The following is a 20,251-nucleotide window of genomic DNA, read 5'->3' on the forward strand; positions in this document are numbered from 1 at the left end:
GACAATTAATCTTCTCCTCTTTCCCGGATAATAAAGCGAATAGGGGTTCCTCTAAAGCCGAAATTTTCTCGAATTTGATTTTCAATATATCTGGTATAGGAAAAATGCATCAGCTCCCTGTCATTAACAAAGATTACAAAGGTGGGAGGCGCAACGGAAGCCTGGGTAATATAGAAAAGCTTTAATCTTTTTCCCTTATCGGAGGGGGGCTGTTTCATGGCTGTTGCTCTTGCCAGAATTTCATTTAAAACACCGGTTTTAATCCGCATTACCTGATTGTCGTGAATCATATTCACCAATTCATAAATCTTATGAATTCTCTGTCCGGTTTCCGCAGAAATAAAGAGATACTCCGCATAGTCCATGTAAGCAAATTTCTCTTTCAGCTGCTTCGTAAATTCCTGCATGGTTTTATCGTTCTTTTCCACCAAATCCCACTTATTGACGGCAATAATAACACCCTTTCCGGATTCATGGGCAATACCGGCAATGCGGGTATCCCCATCGGTAATTCCCTCTACGGCATCAATCAAAACTATACAAATATCAGCCCTGTCCACTGCGGCAACGGTTCGGATCACGGAATATCGTTCAATATCTTCTGTTACCTTCCCCTTTCTTCTCAGACCGGCGGTATCAATAAAGATATAGGGTGTACCGTTATAGGTCACTTCCGTATCAATAGCATCTCTGGTGGTGCCGGCTATGTCCGATACAATAACACGATTTTCTCCCAAAAGCTTATTGGTTAAAGAGCTTTTTCCCACGTTTGGCTTTCCGATAAGAGCAATTTTCAAAGTACCGTCCTCTTCCTCTTCCAGTCCTTCCTTTGGAAAATGCTTTACCACCTCATCCAAAAGGTCTCCCAGCCCTAAGTGGTTGGCAGCAGATACCGGGAAGGGTTCTCCCAGTCCCAGCTGGTAGAACTCATAAATATCATTACCATACTTTTTGATGCTGTCCACCTTGTTTACACAAAGGACAATAGGCTTTTTGGAACGGCGAAGCATCTCTGCCACCTCATAATCCGCATCCACTACGCCGGACTTTACATCTGTGACAAAAATAATCACATCCGCAGTTTCAATAGCCAATTCCGCTTGAGATCGCATCTGCTTTAATAACACATCATCGGAAATCGGTTCGATACCTCCGGTATCCACCATGGTAAAATAATAATTCAACCAGTTTCCCTCCGCATAAATACGGTCTCTGGTTACTCCCGGAGTATCCTGAACAATGGAAATCTGCTTTCCTGCAATCGTATTAAAAAGGGTGGACTTTCCCACATTCGGTCTTCCGACCACTGCTACTATAACTTTTCTCAATTTGCCCCTCCCATAAATTCCTACAACAAATGGAGATATTTTACCATTTTTTCTCCTATAAGAAAAGAGGAAAGGCCTAAGCCTCTCCTCTTTTTATACTTCCTCTATGCCGTATACAATAAACAAGATTTTATTTCCAGCAAGCTTCTTCAGCAAAAGCCAAATTTCTTGCCTTCTGTACATTAGTTATTGTACAGATCAACCATCTTCTTCAGCTTCTCATAACGCTCTCTAGCTTCCTGCTCGTTCTGCAGATCTAAAGCCTTTGCACGCTCCGGATTCTTCAGGGAAAGAGATAAGTAACGAACTTCGCCCTTTAAGAATTCCTGATAAGATTCGAAGTTAGGCTCCTTGGAATTCAAGGTAAACTTCTTGTCTCCACCAAGTGGGTTGTAAATGAAGTTGTTCCAATATCCAGCCTCTACAGCCAGCTTCTCTTCTGTCTGTGCCTTAGCCATACCCTTCTTAATACCATGGTTGATACATGGAGAATAAGCGATGATTAAGGATGGTCCCGGATAAGCCTCAGCCTCGGAAATTGCCTTAACAGTCTGGGCCATATCAGCACCCATAGCGATGTGTGCTACATATACATAGCCGTAGGACATAGCAATTCCTGCAAGATCCTTCTTCTTAGTCTCCTTACCGCCGGCAGCAAACTGTGCTACCGCACCGGTAGGAGTAGCCTTGGAAGACTGTCCACCTGTGTTGGAGTAAACCTCGGTATCGAATACCATTACGTTGATGTCCTTACCGGAAGCAAGAACGTGGTCAAGTCCACCGAAACCGATATCATAAGCCCAACCGTCTCCACCGAAGATCCACTGGCTCTTCTTGGAAAGGAAGTCTTTGTTCTTTAATAAATCTACAGCAACCGCATCTGTCTTACCGGACAATGCTGTCACTAACTTATCTGTAGCTGTTCCATTTGTAGCACCGATGGAGAAGGTATCCAAATATTCCTTAGCTGCCTCTACAAGAGCGGCATCCTTATTTTCTTCTACAAGCTTCTCAACCTGCTTCTTTAATCTGTCACGGATAGCATTCTGTGCCAAAAGCATTCCGTATCCAAACTCCGCATTATCCTCAAAGAGAGAGTTATCCCATGCAGGACCCTGTCCCTTGGCATTTACGGTGTAAGGAGTGGATGGAGAAGAGTTACCCCAGATAGAAGAACATCCGGTTGCGTTACTGATGTACATTCTCTCTCCGAAAAGCTGGGTAATTAACTTCGCATAAGGAGTCTCTCCACATCCGGGACATGCGCCGGAGAACTCGAAGAGTGGCTTCTTAAACTGAGATCCCTTAACGGTAGTCTCCTTAAACTTCGCAATAACTTCCTGCTTCTCAGGAAGCTCAACAGCGTAATCGAAGTACTTCTGGCGATCCAGGTTATCCTCGATTGGGGACATTACAAGAGCCTTCTCGCCCTTCATTCCGGGACAAACGTTTGCGCAGGATCCGCAACCAACACAGTCTAATACGGAAACCTTAATACCGAACTTGTAGTTAGGCATTCCGTTCATAGCCTTCTGCTGATCTGCTTCCGGAGCCTTAGCTGCCTCATCCTCGGTGTATGCAAATGCACGAATTGCTGCGTGAGGACATACATAAGAACAGAAGTTACACTGGATACAGTTGTCAGGGTTCCATGCAGGAACGTTTACGGCAATACCACGCTTCTCATAAGCAGCAGATCCTACAGGAGTAGAACCGTCTACATAATCACCAAATGCGGAAACGGGAAGATTGTTTCCTTCCTGTGCGGAAACATAGTTCTGGATATTGTTTACGAAATCCAAAACATCCTTTCTTCCGGCAGTCTTGGTCTTGAACTCAAGTCCCTCATCGGCACAGTTGCTCCATTCCTTCTTTACTTCTACTTCTTCGAAGGCATTTGCACCGGCATCGATAGCTGCCCAGTTCTTCTTTACAACGTCCTCACCCTTACGACCGTAGGTCTTCTGAGCGGCATCCTTCATTAACTTGTTAGCCTGCTCCTTAGGGATGATTCCGGTTAAAGTAAAGAATGCGGACTGAAGGATGGTGTTGATACGGGTTGGTCCCATTCCTGTCTCAATACCAATCTTAACACCGTTGATGATGTAGAACTTGATATTGTGGTCAGCCATATACTTCTTAACCTGTCCGGGGATGTGATTCTCCACCTCATCCTTGGACCAAGTACAGTTCAATAAGAAGGTTCCGCCGTCTACAAGCTCCTGAACCATGTTGAACTTGGTCATGTAGGAAGGATTGTGACAAGCTACGAAGTTAGCTCTCTTAATCAGGTATGTGGACTTAATCGGCTGATCTCCAAAACGAAGGTGAGACATGGTAACACCGCCGGACTTCTTGGAGTCATAGTCAAAGTAAGCCTGTGCGTACTTATCTGTGTTATCTCCGATAATCTTGATGGAGTTCTTATTCGCACCAACAGTACCGTCTGCTCCCAGTCCCCAGAACTTACAGTTTACAGTTCCCTTTGGAGTAGTAACGATAGATGGTCCTTCCTGTAAGGAAAGGTGAGTTACATCATCGTTGATACCGATGGTAAATCTCTTCTTATCGGTATTGTTGTATACAGCTACGATCTGTGCAGGAGTAGTATCCTTGGAACCTAAGCCGTAACGTCCGGAAAGAACGGTTACGTTCTTAAACTCGCTGGTGGAAAGAGCAGCTACAACGTCTAAGTATAAAGGCTCACCGATAGATCCGGGCTCCTTTGTACGATCCAATACGGAAATAGTCTTTACTGTCTTTGGAATAGCCTTTAAGAAAGCGTCAACAGCAAATGGACGATACAGTCTAACCTTGATAAGTCCAAGCTTTCTGCCTTCCTTCTCAGCCAAATAATCGATGGTCTCTTCAATGGTCTCGTTTACAGAACCCATAGCAATAATTACGTGCTCTGCATCCGGAGCTCCATAGTAGTTAAAGAGCTGGTAATTGGTTCCGATCTTCTTATTAACCTTGTCCATGTACTCCTGAACGATAGCAGGAAGTGCATCATAATAAGGGTTGGAAGCCTCTCTTGCCTGGAAGAAAATATCAGGGTTCTGAGCGGAACCTCTCTCTACAGGGTGATTGGGGTTTAATGCGTTCTGACGGAATGCATCTACATACTCCCAATCCACCATATCCTTCAAGTCTTCGTAATCCCACTCTTCAATCTTCTGAATCTCATGGGAAGTACGGAATCCGTCAAAGAAGTTGATGAAAGGAATACGTCCCTTTAATGCTGCAAGGTGAGCTACAGGAGTTAAGTCCATAACTTCCTGAACGGAAGACTCACAAAGTAAAGCGGCACCGGTCTGACGACAAGCCATAACATCGGAGTGATCACCGAAGATGGAAAGGGCGTGGCTGGCAACAGCTCTTGCAGAAACATCAAATACACCGGGAAGCTGCTCTCCGGCAACCTTATAAATATCAGGAATCATCAATAAAAGCCCCTGAGATGCTGTAAATGTAGTCGTTAAAGCACCGGCAGCCAAAGCACCATGCACAGCACCTGCAGCGCCTGCCTCGGACTGCATCTCAGTAACCTGAACAGTCTCACCTAAAATATTCTGTCTTCCCTCTGTTGCCCACTCATCCATATGCTCAGGCATAACGGAAGAAGGAGTAATTGGGAAAATCGCAGCGACCTCTGAGAACGCATAGGACGCATGAGCAGCAGCCTGATTACCGTCCATGGTCTTCATTTTTCTTGCCATAAGTTTCCTCCTAAACTGAAATAAACAAAACCTCTACCTTTCCCCTTTTAGGGAAATCATACAAGGGAATACTAATCTATCCCCATGCTAAAATCAAGGAAAACGCTTACCGTTTTTGATTTAGTACAATAGCTATTTTTTTCACAAGTATTTTTTCGCTTTTTAAAGAAAAAAGCAGCCTTGAATTCCTTGACAATTGTCAAAAAATTCAAAGCTGCCGTAAACCTTAGGTTCCGGGACCGCCGGAAATAACATCCGCTTCCGTAGTGGGAACACTGTTATTCCCTACAGGTCCGTCATTGGAAACAACAGGATTCTCAGAAGTCTTTGTGGTACTCTGGGTTTTACTCTCCTGTGCCTTGGTCTCTGAAGCCTTACTTTCCGTGCTTGCCGCACTGCTTGCTGCCGTGCTTTCCGCTGCACTACTGCTTTCTACAGCATTTGCACTGTACTTCTTAGGAGTATGTCCCTTATAGCTGACATAATGATCTTTTACCTTCTCAGTCTTGCCGTCCTTAGTAATAATCTTATAGGCCTGCCATTCGGAACCGGCGGAACCGTTGCTCTCCTTACCCTGCTGTGGAGTAATGACCTGCACTGCCGGAACGGGAAGGTCTTTAATCTTCTCGGATTCCAATTCCCACTTCACTCCGCTGGGAAGTACAGGAATTCCGTAGATCTGTACTGTAGCGGTTTGGTTGGAATACCAGGCACGAATACCGATGGCATGCTTGGAATCATTCACAAACTTAAAATCCGGTCCGGGCCAAGATACCGTAGCATCCGTACCCGGAGTTACATAGTTAGGGGCAAAGGTGTGGGATCTGCGATAGGTCGTGGTTAATCCGGAGCGGAATACCGCATTGTATAGAGTGGAAGAAATCTGGCAGATTCCTCCTCCTACCTCTTCTACAACTTCTCCCTGATTATAAGCCGCAGCCGCCTTATAGCCCTTTTCTGCAGTTCTCTGCCCTACTACACCGTTAAAGGAAAACTCCTCTCCGGGCTGAAGAACAGTACCGTTTACCGCCTCTGCCGCAAGACGAACATTGGTATTTCTCAGTTCATTGGAAGTAGTTTTGGTGGTAAAGCTGGCAATAATCTTATACTGATCCTTAATGGATGCGGTAGATGCGGGAACCTTCTCTCCCTCAGTACTAATCTCGGAGGAAAATTCTTTATTGTTCAGGGCGTTCAGAATATCCTGTGCGGTAGCATCCACATTAATGGCATAACCGTCCTTGCTGCCGCCAAATTCAAATTCTCCGGTAGATTTATTGTACTTGGTAATGTCTCCATTTTTCGGAGCCATCTTCCAAACAATCGCAAGCTGATTCACATAGTCTTTAATTTTATCGCTAAAATCGGGAAGCTGCAGAATGTAATCCGCCTGAATGGCAGTTGAACTTTCCGCAGTGGTTTCTTCCGCCTTTTTCTTCTTCTTTTTCTTCTCTGTGGAACTCTCCTCCGTACTGCTTTCCGAAGCCTTCTCTTCCTGATACTTGGTATAAATCTGGTCTACAAAATCAGTAATGCTGTCGGATAAGATATCCGGTATTTCATAGTCGCTTTTATTGGGACGAATGGTTACATCGGAAAGCGTATTCTTAACCTTTACCACCTCTTCCGTTCCCTGATCGTCAATACCGTCTTCGCTTTTATTGTCTTCCGCCTTTGGAAATTCCGGCATGGAAAAATAATCAAGATTCGGGTTGGCATTTTTTACCACAAGATGCCAGGTATAAGATTTCTTCAAGAAATCAATAACCTGCTCCTTGGTCATTCCCTTTAGATTTAAAAGCTCAGCCCCCGGTTTAAAGGCGGTATAATCCAAATACAAATCTTCATGAATGGCATTGGGATCTACATACTCCGTTTCAGCAACAGTGGTCTCCGCTTCATGAAAAAAGCCGGCATTCCGGCTTAAAGCAAAGACAGCGGCTGCACTTCCGAATAGGGCAACTGCGGCAATAATAATAGGAAGATGGCCATTGTTCTTGGGGCGTCGTCCACCGCTTCTACCATTACTTCGTCCACTACGGGCCCCTTTATCGCCATAGCTGTACTGGGCACTTCTGCTTCTTGAACCGCCCTTTGCTCTACTAATTCCCTGAGATAATCTTCTTTCGCTGGCTATCATATTCCATCCTTTGTATATGTTTATAAATTTGATAATCCGGATGAGATAGGATTCTCCTATACCATCGGTTAATAACGAGATACCGCATACTTCGCAGGCGATATTCTTCAAGAATAAAAGGTGCTGAGACACAGCACCTTTTTATCATACCATAATCTTTTCATTTGTATAGAAAAGAATCCTAAAAAAAATCTATAGGGCTTTACAAAAATGTAAGAAAAATTCTTCCGTTATTTGACAACAAAGTTCACTATTTTTCCGGGGATATACACTTCTTTTACCAGAGTGCCGTCCAACTTATCCCCTAAACATTCCTTAGCCTTAGCAAGAATTTCCTCCTTACTTAAATCCTTGGGAACCTCAAGTACCGCCTTTACTTTTCCATTTACCTGCAAAGGAAGCTTAATTTCATCCGCCTCCATAGCTTTATCATCGTACTCAGGCCAGCCGGCTGCAAATACGCTGCCCTCTCCCTTTGCCAAATGATAACACTCCTCTGCGATATGAGGGGCAAATGGAGCCAAAAGCACGGAGAAGGTACGAAGGGTTTCCAAATCTACGCCCCCTTCTTTCTTCGCCAAATCCAATAGGCTGTTGTTGTACTCCATGAAGCCGGAAACTACAGTATTTAAGTTAAAGCTGTCAAAACGAAGCTGGATATCATGAATCAAGTTATGCCGTACACGAATCATTTCCTTTGTAGGATTGATATTCTTATCCTTGGATTCCTCTACCAGGTTATAGAAACGATTCAGGAAACGATAAACGCCGTCAATACCTCTGTCATCCCATTCCGCATCCAATTCAGGAGGACCTACAAAAAGCTCATAAAGTCTAAGAGCATCACAGCCATAATCCCTAACCAGATCATCGGGAGATACTACATTTCCCATGGACTTGGACATCTTAATACCGTTTTGTCCTAAAATCATTCCCTGATTAAAGAGCTTTACAAAAGGCTCCTTAAATCCTACCACACCGATATCATAGAGGAATTTTGTCCAGAAACGGGAATACAAAAGGTGTAAGACCGCATGCTCCACGCCTCCGATATACATATCCACCGGCAAATATTTATCAGCCTTCTCTCTGCTGACCAATGCCTTGTCATCATGATTGTCTACATAACGGAGGAAATACCAGGAAGATCCCGCCCACTGAGGCATGGTATTGGTTTCCCGCTTTGCCGGACCTCCACACTTGGGACAAGTGCAGTTTACCCAGTCCGTGATTCCTGCCAACGGAGATTCTCCCGTTCCGGTTGGCTCATAGTTTTCCACCTCGGGAAGCTTTAAAGGAAGCTCTTCCACCGGTACCGCTACATTTCCGCACTTCTCACAATGTACGATAGGAATCGGCTCTCCCCAGTATCTTTGTCTGGAGAAAACCCAGTCTCTGAGCTTAAAGCTTACGGTCTTCCGGCCGAAGCCTCTTTTCTCCACCTCATTTGCCGCTTCCACCTTTAATTCGGAAGATTCTCTTCCATTCCATTCTCCGGAATTAATCATAATACCGGAAGCCTCTGTATAAGCCTCTTCCAATACTTCTTCTTTTCCGTCCTTGGAAATTACCTGCACAATGGGAAGGTCGAACTTCTTGGCAAAAGCAAAGTCTCTGGCATCATGGGCAGGTACACACATAATGGCTCCGGTTCCATGATCTGCCAATACATAGTCGGAAATCCAAATAGCACACTTCTCCCCGTTTAAAGGATTAATGGCATAGGCTCCGGTAAACTCTCCGGTTTTATCCTTATCGTTCACCGCCATTCTTTCCACGTTGGACTTATTGGCCGCCATGGAAATATAGGCTTCTACCTTTTCTCTCTGAGCATCCGTACAAATCTTCTGAACCATGGGATGCTCCGGGGCAAGAACAAGGAAGGTGGCTCCGTAAAGGGTGTCAGGTCTTGTGGTGAAGACGGTAATCTTGTCTTCTCTTCCTTCTAAGGCAAAATCCACTTCCGCTCCGTAGGAACGGCCGATCCACTCCGCCTGCATCTTCTTAACCTTTTCCGGCCAATCCAATTCCTGTAAATCATCCAGTAAGCGATCTGCATATTCGGTAATCTTCAACATCCACTGTCTTAAATTCTTCTTGGTAACAGCAGTACCGCAACGTTCACACTTACCATCCACTACTTCCTCATTGGCAAGTCCTGTTTTACAGCTTGGGCACCAGTTGATAGGGAACTCCTTTTCATAAGCCAGTCCCTTCTCAAACATTTTCACAAAAATCCACTGGGTCCACTTATAGAAGTTGGGATCAGTAGTATTCACTTCCATGTCCCAATCGTAAATGGCATTAATCTGCTGTAACTGTCGCTTAATGTTCTCCACATTTTTCTTTGTGGTAATGGAGGGATGGATGCCCATCTTAATGGCATAGTTTTCAGCAGGTAAACCAAAGGCATCCCAGCCCATGGGATGAATCACATACTTCCCCTTAATGACCTGATAACGTGACCAAGCATCGGAAATCACGTAGCCTCTCCAGTGTCCTACATGCAGTCCGGAACCGGAGGGATAAGGGAACATATCTAAGCAATAGTATTTTTCTTTCTTCTCGTCCTTTGGGTTAATGGGATTTTTCTCCCAAAATTCCTGCCACTTCTTCTCTACGGCAGCATGATTATATCTAGCCATTTTTTCACCTCGAACTTTCTATGATAACGAATGCCATTTTATAACCCCTACTCAGTCTCGTCAAGCTTAGGATAGGGCTTCCTTGCACTTTCAAAGCCGTTGTCCTTGGTAATATGCAATCGATCACAAGCTTTAAAAAATAGTTTACTGTTTTTTCTGGATAAGGAAAATTCTTCTCTCAAGTCCTCTACAGTGATTTCTCCCTTGCTCTGTAATTTTTCCAAAGTAAATTCTTTTAACTTGGAAAATAAATTACCCAAAGTATAATATTCCCCTTCCAGTTGCACCAGGGTTCCCTTCTCTTCCAAACAAGCAACGATATCCAACAGAATTTTTTCTTCCTCCTTGCTCCATAAGGGCTCCGTAATTTTCGGGAACGAAAATTTAGCCTTTTGCATCAGAGTAATCAAGGTATTGGCAATATTGGTGTATTTTTCATCCTTCTTCATCTTATAATCTTTTATGGCTAGAATATCATGAGATATTCTGAAAATTTCCTTTTCACGCCAATATTCCAGAAGTGCTTTATAAATGTTTCTGTTGTAAGAGCTAAAAAAACGACTGTACAATACCGATGTTTTTTCTCCAATTTTATAAGGATTTCTTTGATAAAAATCCTTCATATAGTACTGAATTTGCTTTTCCTTCTCTTCCAAATCTTCCCCGGGAATCAGATACTTTTCTCCTTGCAAAAGGATGCTGATAAGTTCTCCCTTTTCTTCCTTATCTCTTAAGGCATTTTCGATATTGCCATATCCGGGAAAAGCTTTTCGAATAGCGGAGAGAGCCAAAAAAATGCCTTTTTTCTTGTGAAAAAAATTCTGAAGCAAACTTCCTTCATCCGCATCTTCCAGGCTTCTAAGTCTTTCCGTTTGAAAACGCCCTCTTCTATGCCTCCCCCTTGGCAAAGGATCTATCACCTTTCCCCCGCCAATGCTTAGCTTTTGGGATTCGTCTCTTAGAATAAAGCGGTCTCCGCTTAAGGCTACAACAGGCTCTTCACACTGCAACTGAACCAAGGCTGAGCTCTTATTGGGGATTTCCTCCCCCTCCAAGCAGACAAGCTTGCAGAGCACATGTCTTGTCCCTAAAAGAAGTTCCAGCTTTCTGTTGTTTTTTATGGATTGTTCTAAGGCATTGTCTACTTGAACTCTGCAATCCAATAAAGAACTGGGATAAAGTAAGTCCTTCTCCGCCAGCACATCTCCTTTTTGACAAAGAGACTTATCTATTGAGGATAAATTCACGGCAACTCTCTCTCCGCCAACCGCAAATTCACTGTCTTTGCCATGAACCTGAAGATTTCTGACTTTTACCGGTAAATTCTTCGGATAGAGGGCATACTCTTTTTTTAACTCTATTCTTCCGGACATTGCCGTTCCGGTAAGAATGGTTCCTGCCCCGGCAATGGAAAACACCCGATCCACAAACATTCTGAAAATTCCTTGTTCCGGCTTACCTTGAATAAATTCATGCAAAGTAGAAAGATAGTTCGTTAATGCAGGAATCCCCTCTCTGGTATAAGAAGAAAGGGGAAAAATCGGTACGGTAAAAGAAAACTGTTCCTCCAGATATTCTGTAATTTCCTCTTTTCTTTGTTCTACTTCTTCCGAAGACACAAGATCAATCATAGTTAAGCAAATAATAAAATTCTTGATTCCAAGAAGAGACAGAATGCTGAGATGCTCTCTGGTTTGGGGCATAATCCCTTCCTTGGCGGAGATAACCACCATAACCAAATCCATTCCCACAGCTCCGGCTACCATGGTTTTTACAAATTTTTCATGTCCGGGAGTATCAACGATTCCAATTTTCTGACCGTCCGGAAGAGATAATGAGGTAAAGCCCAGCTCAATGGTCATACCTCTCTTTTTTTCTTCTTCCAGTCGATCCGCATCATATCCGGTTAATGCCTTAATTAAGGCGGTTTTTCCATGATCAATATGCCCTGCAGTTCCAATAATCAGATGCTTTGATTCTTTTTTTCCCTCAGGCTTTTCTACATTGGATAATTGTTGAACATCAGGATTCTGCGTACTTTCCATAAGTTTTATTCACTCCATAACATTTTCAAAAGCATCATTTCAAATCTAAGTTAAACCTTGATCTTTACTTTAACTTTTTTATCATACAAAATAAACTTAGGAAAATCGAGGGATTGTCAGAAAAAGGCAAAAAAAAAGAAAGAATCCCTAGGTTCTATCTAGGAATTCTTTCCAAGCTGCTTATCTTTTCACGGTCCTCATTTTCAGCTTCAGAAGTGCCTTTGCCTTCTTTGCATCCTGAGCAACGATATTATTTTCCCCGACAACGTTGGTTTCAATGCCTTCTTCACTCTTATTAAAGTCCACAATAGTGTTCATATATTGATTCGTAACCACAAAGGCTCCCTGGGTTCCCACAAAGGAAACTCCTACAACCGCAATATCTCTTTTACCGATTTCTTCAATGGCTTGAGCAAAATCCACGTTGCTGTTTCCCCAGCTGTCCTCACTGACAATTGCCCCTTTTACACGAAGGGCTTCAGCCCAGGCACCTACACGACTACCGGTAAAAAGTTTATTAACGTTATCCTGTGGAATTCCGGCAATTATAATACCTACAAAGTCCAAGTCAGTATCATCGCAAAGCTCTTCTACCAGAGGGTCACGAAAATGATGCAAGGTGGTTTCTTTGGTTGATGGTCCAATTCCCATAAGCTCCTCCTCTTAATATAATGCTCGAATAGCGCCATCACGATACTCATTGGGAGAAATAATCATCGGCGCTCCGGTAATATCAATAATTGAATGAGATCCTATAAATCCGGAAGGTTCATCCGGAAGAAATCTGGTATCATACATAGCTCCCTGACCGGAAACCATCTTCACCAAAACCACTTTATCCTTACCCGGACGTTCTACATCCTTAAAATCATGACGCTCCGTACAGAAGGAACCATTGGTTTTCTTCAATACTTCGCGAATTTCCTGACAGAAATGATCACATAGTCTATGGCAGGCATCAGGTCCCGGTCTGGAATATCCGGCCTTCGCCTGTAATACCACATCAATTAGAATGATGATATCCTCAGGTCCCGGAGTCCCGGCACGGCCAAATACCACCTGCTCATCTAAAAATCCGTCGGAATTACCAAAAGCGGAGACATAATTTCCTTCCGTATCCGTAGCGGTAAGGATTACATACACTCCGGTTAAAGTATGGCTAATTCCCTCTCCTATTTTACCCAATACTTTGGTAGAAATAGGCATTATATCCATAATAGAATTAATGGGAATGTGTCTTTCATTTTTATGAATGATTTTTAGACTGCAATCTTCAATCAGCTCTTCCTGCTTGGCGAAGTCCTTTAAACGATTGGGATTAATCACCAAGCTATATTCTTTATTTTCCTCTTTTTTTAAGGAGACTTTCTCTCCCTCTGAAACAGCACGAACATGAAAAGCTTTAATCGCTAACTGTCTCAATACTCTTTCTTCACTCATTCTATCCTCCAAGGAAATTTTAGAAAAAAATGGAAGCATGAAGATCATGCTTCCATTTCTTGGCATTATACCTTCGCAACGTATTCATATGGCAAAGGAACAATCTTACCGGCAGACTCGATTTCCTCAAGCTGCTCTAAGGTATCCTTTACGATATTGTATTGCATTTCTCTGTTGTTTGGCTCTCCGGCATTTGCACCCATCGGAACGAGAGGAGCAACTGCTCTGGGGGAACCGGTCTGTCTTACGACAGGAGGTAACGCAGCAATGATAATTGTAGGAATTCCTGCGGCCTCAATAGCTCTCTGCACAAGCACGGCAGAACGATGGCAAGTTCCTCAGCCAGCGGTGAGGATTACGGCGTCTACGCCCTCCTCTTTCAGCTGTCTGGCAATTTCAGGACCTGTCTCGTTTTTGAACTTTTCCTGGTTTCCACCACCGCCCATGAATCCGAAGTGTACAGGAGCTACCCCCTTAATTACACCATCTTTAGCCAACTCATGAAGACGATCAATTGGGAACATACAGTTGATATCTTTGTTAACGTCACCGTTATCGTAACCACCATGTGATACCATTAGTTCGCTAGAAGGCATTGTATCCTTGATAACTCTAAAGGTAAAATCACCAGCCAGGTTAAAACGCTTGTCATCTTTATGGTGTACACCTGCGGCCGTTGCAATGGCAATAACCATATCCTTTAACGGCTTTGTGACAGGAGCCCATACAGGTGGAGGAGTAACAGGTACGAAGATTTCAGACTGCATCCCTTTTACTACAGTATTACCCATGTCTTTCTCCTTTCATAAATTTTTTATGTAATTATTCTACGGCTCTTGGCGCTTTTGAATATTACTAATGTATTTTTCATTTACATCCGGACTTAATTGCTCAATAAAGCTCATATTGAAACCAACTTCCTGACCGACTTTAATTTCATAATCGGAAATGAGCATCCGCATGGGAATTTTTAAAAAGCCCAAACGACCTTTTAAGTCAATCCCCACAGCACCATCATGAACCTCCACGATAATGCCTTCCATGTAAATAATCTTATCTGTGTATTTAGCCATAATTATGCGTTCATGTACTTCTCTTTGAACTTATCACTCATTGGAAGAGAAGTTTCATTCTCAACAAGCTCAATGGGCTTTCCGGTAACGTTGGAAACAAGCTCGATATTCTGAGTCTTTACGTTTGGATTCCACTTACGCTCTGCCTTCTTAACTTCTTCGCCAGCCATCTCAGACTTCAACATGCTTAATGCACGGATAGCATCCTCTGGACAAAGAGTGTTGTTAGCAAGAATTTCGTTCTCGATTCCGCCCTCAGACTTGTTGTTATCAACCATGCTGGTCATGTACTTGTTACCTACTACCAGAGCACCCTGGTTAGCACAGAAAGACATACCTACAACCTTGATTCCTCTCTTACCGATCTGCTCGATGTGAGAAGCAAAGTCAATATGGTTGTTTCCGAATCCCTCAGTGGTTACAAATGCACCATCCGGTCCGATAGCCTCTAAGGTCATACCTACACGACGGGATACGTAGAACTTCTCTGCGTTAATCTGTGGAGAACCAACCAGAACAACACCGGCCAAATCTACTTCATGATCATGAAGAACCTCTAATACCAACGGCTCTCTCCAGTAGTGACGAGACATTTCCTTAGATGCAGGTCCGATGCAGGTTAATGCATGGATACAACCATCCAAAATCTCCAGCGGAGAAACTACAACAGGAACGTTTCCAATATCAACGTTAGGCTTTCCTCCGAGAATTCCCACCGGTTCAACAGGAAGGAGTAAGTTGTCGTGCATTGCTCCCTGTCCCATGATTTCCTTAACGATTACAACCTTCTTCTTTCCGGGTCTTCTTACCTGGTTAAAGGTCTCAGTATCCACTACCAGACTCTCATCAGCCTTTTTCAATACCTTACGGATTTCATCGGTAATAAGGTCTGTTGCAGTATGAGCAGCCAGTGGTCCCGGACGCTCCATATTGGTCTTCTCTTTAATGGTAACATTGGTCTTAATGAGGATATCTCCCTTGTCAGGTGAACCGGGACGTCCCCACATAATGTTCTCATCAAGGTATCCTTCGGAAGATCCGAACTCACCAATCTGAACACCATTCTCATCAGTTCCGGAAACCACCATAACAACGCCGTCTAATACACGAGTTGTTCCGGTTCCAACTTCATCATCGCCCTCTTTGGTCGCGATAGGCTGAACATCCATGATGGTGTTGGAGTAGGTATGATACTGATCCGGAGTAATGATATCAATCTTCAGATCCACTACAAGCTTCTGAGAATCAACACATTCCTTCTCAATGCCTTCACGAATGGTAAGAACGGTACCCTCTAACTTGGTTTCAGGACCTCTCTTAACTTCAGTAATCTTGAAGTGTTTTCTGGTAAGACTGCGTACTACCACTTCCTCGTCTGTAGCAACAGCTCCGGGAGCTGCAACACCTGCATTACCTGCTACAGCCTGTGCTGCATTAGATACTACAGGAACGCCGGAAGCGCCGCCTAAAGCACCTACCGGAATCTGAATATCGATTCCCTTACCTTCACCGATGTGAATCTTCAAGCTTCCGCCTAAGGCCGGTGCTGCCACTGCTCCTACTGAAGCTACCGGAGCTGCAACAGCTGTAGCGGCAGGAGCCTCCTCTTTTGCTGCCTCTGCAGGCTTATTGGCGAGCTCTACCAAATCCTTTGTTAGAGGTGTGAGAGAATCACAGGTCTTTAAAAGCTTGGCTCCTAAAACATCGCCAATGGTTAAACAACCATCCAACTTCAACAAACCCTGATCTACCAAATCATCAAAGATTTCAGGATCCTCCAAGTTGTGGCTGGAGAGAACTACTCCCTCCTCAGCCCTACAGCATAACACCGCCGGACTGCTCTTGTGCTCTTCTGCATACTCTGCTGAAATAGACATATTTTGCTTCCTTTCTTATGAAAATTCTATATGAATATCTTGGCCTTCCTCCACATGGATATGGAATAATCCATCATCCAGCATGGTAGAAAAGCTGAATTCCTGCTCCACTGCCTGCTCTGTCTTTTCCTCTTCCTTCGGGAAAGGAAGCTGGCGTCCCTTATCATCTACCGGCAACTGCTCCACAACCTTGGACTTGGTTAAGTAACGCATAGGCTCCATACCCACGGTTTCAAAGATATGATCAGTCTGATGATGAACATTCAGATTCATCTTCGGTGCAGATCCCATAACTGTGTTGGTACAGTCACTACAGTTTCCGATAATGACATCGGTACATCCTGCATTCTTGAAGTGTAAAATCTTCTGCGCCTGTCCGGGGCAGTTTCCGGGGTTCTGGCACTTCAGTGTTCCTCGAACATCTTCAGCCTGCTTACAAGCCTGTACATCCGTAACTACGGCATTGTACTTCTTGCACAAATCTTCCATTCTCTCCAGATTTCCGCCACAAGCACAAAGAAGAATACCCATCTTTGCTCCCTTTAAATCCTTAAAGGGCTCAGTAACCAGGATTCCGCCGCTGGTCTTGGTAATGGGAGTGGATAAGTCAACAGCCTTACCGGTAAATGGTCCGCCAAGAACAATCTCACCGTACTCTCCCTCAATACCGCCGGCCATCTCGATAAGCTCTCCTACCGTAGTACCGATAGGAACATCCATAAAGACCTGGGTCTTAGTTCCCTTCTTTAGCTTACCGCCGATAGAAATATTCTTTAAGAAACTGGGCTTCTTATCTTCAACGGCTTCAGCGATTCGAAGGCAGGTCTCTACGTTAATAACAACGGAATCCGCTTCTGAAGGAAGGGAAGTGGGAGGAAGTAATTTACCTAGAACTTCACGTACAACGGCTCTTTCCTCTCCCATCGGGTAAATATCCGGCAGCAAATGGATAGAGATATTGGGGAACTTGTCCTGTAAAGAAAGAAGAACTTTAATCTCTTCTTCATGCTTTTTCTTAATGGCAATCACGCCCTTAGCTGCATTGGTTACCTTCATACAGTAATCAATACCCCGCAAAGTCTTCTCGGGCTGTTCCATAATCTGCTTCATGTTATGCTCCAGCAAAGGTTCACACTCCGCTGCATTTACCAGAATATATCCGCCCTTCAAGTCGATGTTTAATTTCACTGCAGTAGGGAATCCTGCACCGCCCATACCTACGATTCCTGCGGCTTTAATCAAATCAAGAGTATTCTCGCCCTCAATCTTTACGTAATCATCGCTCTGCTTCTCGGAAGCCTCGACGATGACCGCCTCCTCGGTAATTTCTTTTACCACACCATCCACACTGGAATGCACATTGGCGCCAAGTTTCTCCGGTGCGGCAAGCAAGGTTCCTCTTTTAACGGAATCCCCTACCTTTACGACCGGTGTAGCAGGTGCACCGATGTGCTGTCTGAGTAAAATTGTTTTAACCACTTTTCCCATCTCCTTCTTCAACTTACTGATTTATGGAATATTTTTATTATCGCCTGACACGATAAAGTGTTACTCATCCTTCCTCTACAAAAGATTGTTAATTCTTTAGTAATATTACGGCGAAAGCTCTACTTTTACAAGTATTTATTGTCATAATATATAAATACTTGTGATTTATAAAGCAAGGAAAAAGCGAAGTATAAAGCCCTTAAAAAGCTTGCTTAATCTGGATTTTTCGTAATATTTAATTCACATTACTTACTCATCCATTCTATTTCTGTTCTTGAAAAAATACAATACAGACTGTGCACTTTTTTCATCCATACCGGGACAGGAAAGTAATTCTTCAAAATCGGCATGGGCAACCCCCTCCAAATCTCGAAACTTTCTCATTAAAGCCTTTCTCCGTACAGGTCCAATACCGGGAATATCCTCCAGAAGAGAATGAATCTGCTCTTTTCCTCGTAAGGAGCGATGATAGCTAATGGCAAAGCGATGTACCTCATCCTGAATTCTGGTAAGAAGTTTAAAGCATTCACTTCTTTCCGATAAGGGGTATTCTTGATTTCCAACCAACAATGCTCTGGTACGATGATGCTCATCCTTAACCATTCCGCAAACAGGAATGGAGATCCCCAGACTATCCAGTACTGATTCACAAATACCGACCTGTCCCTTGCCTCCATCCATTAAAATCAAATCGGGAAATTGCGAAAAACGGCCCAGATGATTTTCTTTATCTCCCGCCTTATTTTCCTCCTGTTCCTTTAAGCCGTGAGAAAAGCGGCGAGTGAGCATCTCCTTCATCGCTCCGTAATCATCCTGTCCTACTATACTTTGTATTCTAAATTTTCTATATTCGTTGGGTTTTTCTTTTCCTTCCTGATAAACCACCATGGAGCCCACCGTAAGCGCACCGGAGGTATTGGAAATGTCATAAGATTCGATTCTTTTAGGAATATCCGGAAGTCCACAGGCATTTTTCAATTCCTCCAAAGCTTCTTTTCGCTTCTTTTCCTCCATTCTGTATTTTTCTACATAGCGAAGCATCAAAATGCCTGCATTCTTTCCTGCCAGCTCCACCAGCTTCTCTTTATCTCCTTGCTTTGGAACCAGAATATAAACCTTCTTTCCCTTCACATAGCTTAACCATTCTTCCAAAATCTTTTGATCCGGAAGCTCAACGGGTAAATGGATTTCCTTCGGAATAAAAGGTGTACCGTTATAAAACTGTTGTAAAAAGCTGGCTAAGATTTCTCCATCACTTTGTTCTTCGTCGATTCGCAAAAACTGGTGATCTCTGCCAATAATTTTTCCGTCACGAACGAAGAAAATCTGCACGATACAGTCACTGTGGTCTCTTCGTAATCCTATAATGTCCCTGTCCTCACCGTCCAAAGCAGTAATCTTTTGTTTGTTTTGTAAACTTTGAATTGCCTGAATCAAATCTCGAAATTCCATAGCTTTTTCAAAGTCCAAACAATCCGATGCTTCCAACATCTTCTCTTCCAATTCATTAAGGGTTGCTTCGGTTTTTCCGGATAAAAACTCTGTAAGTTTCGGAATGGAGGCTCTATATTCCTCCTTGGTCTGCTTTAAAACACAAGGTCCCAGGCATTGTCCCATATCATAGTAAATGCAAGGGCGGGCTAAAGGATTATCCTCCGAAAATACTTTATTACAATTCCGAATATGCATGGTTTTTCTGAGTAACTCAATCACCTCATTGACCCGTTCCATAGAAGCGTAGGGGCCGTAATATTTTGAACTCTTAATCTTCTTATTACGGGAGGCAAAAAGTCTGGGATACGGCTCTTCCACACTTAATCGAATATAGGGATAGGCTTTGTCATCCTTTAACAGAGTGTTATAGCGGGGCTTATATTCTTTAATCAGATTGGATTCCAGCACCAAAGCCTCTATCTCTGAATCCACAACAATATATTCAAAGCGTCGGATTTGAGCGACCATCTGTTGAATTTTCACGGATTTTTTCGTTGATTTTTGAAAATATTGTTTGACTCTGTTTTTCAGAATTTTCGCTTTTCCAACGTAAATCACTTCATCCATATCGCCATGCATTAAATAAACTCCCGGCATTGCCGGGAGTTTTTTCAACTCTTCTTCAATAATAAACTCTTTATCAAAGTTTTTCTTATCCATTATTTCCTTCCTGATCCGTCTTGGCTTCGGATTGTACCGATGCTCCCTCTTCCTTGGTATAGAAATAGGAAAAATCATAATTACTTCCCGCATTCCAAAACAGCCATTCATCATATCCGCTATCGTATACAGCCTGAATTTGTGCCCGGAATTGTTCCTTTTCATAAGGAATATAATGCTGTAGATAGGATGCTGTAAAGCCCTGTAGCCAGGGACGAACCGTTGCCTGATGGCTGTCTCCGCTTTTCACCAAAGCCAGTTCCTTCTGAGATGACCTTAAAGCAGAGTAAATCGTTTTGTAGGGATCCGTATCCGGATGTTCTATACCGAAATTTCCGTCTC

The 20,251-nt window shown here is 43.4% G+C and carries 13 protein-coding genes; all 13 read right to left on the reverse strand.

Annotated features, from left to right (window positions below; genetic code table 11):
- Window positions 1–5 precede the first annotated feature (5 nt).
- Entirely contained in the window at window positions 6–1,328 is a 1,323-nt protein-coding gene (gene der, locus RDQ32_RS05920; protein WP_007156078.1) for a ribosome biogenesis GTPase Der, read from the reverse strand.
- Window positions 1,329–1,510: 182 nt separating this feature from the next.
- Window positions 1,511–5,047, reverse strand: a complete 3,537-nt coding sequence (gene nifJ / locus RDQ32_RS05925; protein ID WP_308579476.1) for a pyruvate:ferredoxin (flavodoxin) oxidoreductase — start codon at window positions 5,045–5,047, stop codon at window positions 1,511–1,513.
- 226 nt (window positions 5,048–5,273) lie between these two features.
- The gene (locus RDQ32_RS05930; protein ID WP_308579477.1) at window positions 5,274–7,187 is read right to left on the reverse strand and encodes a VanW family protein; all 1,914 of its coding nucleotides are present in this window, start codon (window positions 7,185–7,187) and stop codon (window positions 5,274–5,276) included.
- Between the two features lie 230 nt (window positions 7,188–7,417).
- Entirely contained in the window at window positions 7,418–9,832 is a 2,415-nt protein-coding gene (leuS, locus tag RDQ32_RS05935; RefSeq protein WP_308579478.1) for a leucine--tRNA ligase, read from the reverse strand.
- A gap of 47 nt (window positions 9,833–9,879) precedes the next feature.
- Complete coding sequence (gene selB / locus RDQ32_RS05940) at window positions 9,880–11,877, reverse strand: selenocysteine-specific translation elongation factor (protein WP_308579479.1); 1,998 nt, start codon at window positions 11,875–11,877, stop codon at window positions 9,880–9,882.
- A gap of 180 nt (window positions 11,878–12,057) precedes the next feature.
- A complete protein-coding gene (locus RDQ32_RS05945; protein ID WP_308579480.1) occupies window positions 12,058–12,528 on the reverse strand; it encodes a glycine/sarcosine/betaine reductase component B subunit in 471 nt (156 codons plus the stop codon).
- A 12-nt stretch (window positions 12,529–12,540) separates the two neighbouring features.
- A complete protein-coding gene (gene prdD, locus RDQ32_RS05950; RefSeq protein WP_308579481.1) occupies window positions 12,541–13,317 on the reverse strand; it encodes a proline reductase cluster protein PrdD in 777 nt (258 codons plus the stop codon).
- A gap of 65 nt (window positions 13,318–13,382) precedes the next feature.
- The gene (gene prdB / locus RDQ32_RS05955; protein ID WP_083793702.1) at window positions 13,383–14,108 is read right to left on the reverse strand and encodes a D-proline reductase (dithiol) protein PrdB; all 726 of its coding nucleotides are present in this window, start codon (window positions 14,106–14,108) and stop codon (window positions 13,383–13,385) included.
- A 36-nt stretch (window positions 14,109–14,144) separates the two neighbouring features.
- Entirely contained in the window at window positions 14,145–14,390 is a 246-nt protein-coding gene (locus RDQ32_RS05960) for a CBO2463/CBO2479 domain-containing protein (protein ID WP_007156068.1), read from the reverse strand.
- 2 nt (window positions 14,391–14,392) lie between these two features.
- Window positions 14,393–16,267 carry a D-proline reductase (dithiol) proprotein PrdA gene (gene prdA, locus RDQ32_RS05965; RefSeq protein WP_308579482.1) on the reverse strand — a complete coding sequence of 625 codons (1,875 nt, stop codon included), beginning with the start codon at window positions 16,265–16,267 and terminating at the stop codon, window positions 14,393–14,395.
- Between the two features lie 15 nt (window positions 16,268–16,282).
- Entirely contained in the window at window positions 16,283–17,755 is a 1,473-nt protein-coding gene (prdC, locus tag RDQ32_RS05970) for a proline reductase-associated electron transfer protein PrdC (protein WP_308579483.1), read from the reverse strand.
- A 249-nt stretch (window positions 17,756–18,004) separates the two neighbouring features.
- The gene (uvrC, locus tag RDQ32_RS05975) at window positions 18,005–19,909 is read right to left on the reverse strand and encodes an excinuclease ABC subunit UvrC (protein WP_308579484.1); all 1,905 of its coding nucleotides are present in this window, start codon (window positions 19,907–19,909) and stop codon (window positions 18,005–18,007) included.
- Window positions 19,902–20,251, reverse strand: a 350-nt coding sequence (locus tag RDQ32_RS05980; RefSeq protein ID WP_308579485.1) for a putative glycoside hydrolase, incomplete at its 5' end; no start/stop codon positions are given. The genes RDQ32_RS05980 and uvrC, both read right to left, overlap by 8 nt.

Source organism: uncultured Oribacterium sp., assembly GCF_902481605.1.
In the GTDB taxonomy this organism is placed as follows: Bacteria; Bacillota; Clostridia; order Lachnospirales; family Lachnospiraceae; genus Oribacterium; species Oribacterium sinus.

Bases quoted from the DNA above. Each gene is read 5' to 3' on its own strand.
- nifJ (WP_308579476.1), bottom strand. From the start codon at position 5,047: ATGGCAAGAAAAATGAAGACCATGGACGGTAATCAGGCTGCTGCTCAT.
- RDQ32_RS05930 (WP_308579477.1), bottom strand. From the start codon at position 7,187: ATGATAGCCAGCGAAAGAAGATTATCTCAGGGAATTAGTAGAGCAAAG.
- leuS (WP_308579478.1), bottom strand. From the start codon at position 9,832: ATGGCTAGATATAATCATGCTGCCGTAGAGAAGAAGTGGCAGGAATTT.
- selB (WP_308579479.1), bottom strand. From the start codon at position 11,877: ATGGAAAGTACGCAGAATCCTGATGTTCAACAATTATCCAATGTAGAA.
- RDQ32_RS05945 (WP_308579480.1), bottom strand. From the start codon at position 12,528: ATGGGAATTGGACCATCAACCAAAGAAACCACCTTGCATCATTTTCGT.
- prdD (WP_308579481.1), bottom strand. From the start codon at position 13,317: ATGAGTGAAGAAAGAGTATTGAGACAGTTAGCGATTAAAGCTTTTCAT.
- RDQ32_RS05960 (WP_007156068.1), bottom strand. From the start codon at position 14,390: ATGGCTAAATACACAGATAAGATTATTTACATGGAAGGCATTATCGTG.
- prdA (WP_308579482.1), bottom strand. From the start codon at position 16,267: ATGTCTATTTCAGCAGAGTATGCAGAAGAGCACAAGAGCAGTCCGGCG.
- prdC (WP_308579483.1), bottom strand. From the start codon at position 17,755: ATGGGAAAAGTGGTTAAAACAATTTTACTCAGACAGCACATCGGTGCA.
- uvrC (WP_308579484.1), bottom strand. From the start codon at position 19,909: ATGGATAAGAAAAACTTTGATAAAGAGTTTATTATTGAAGAAGAGTTG.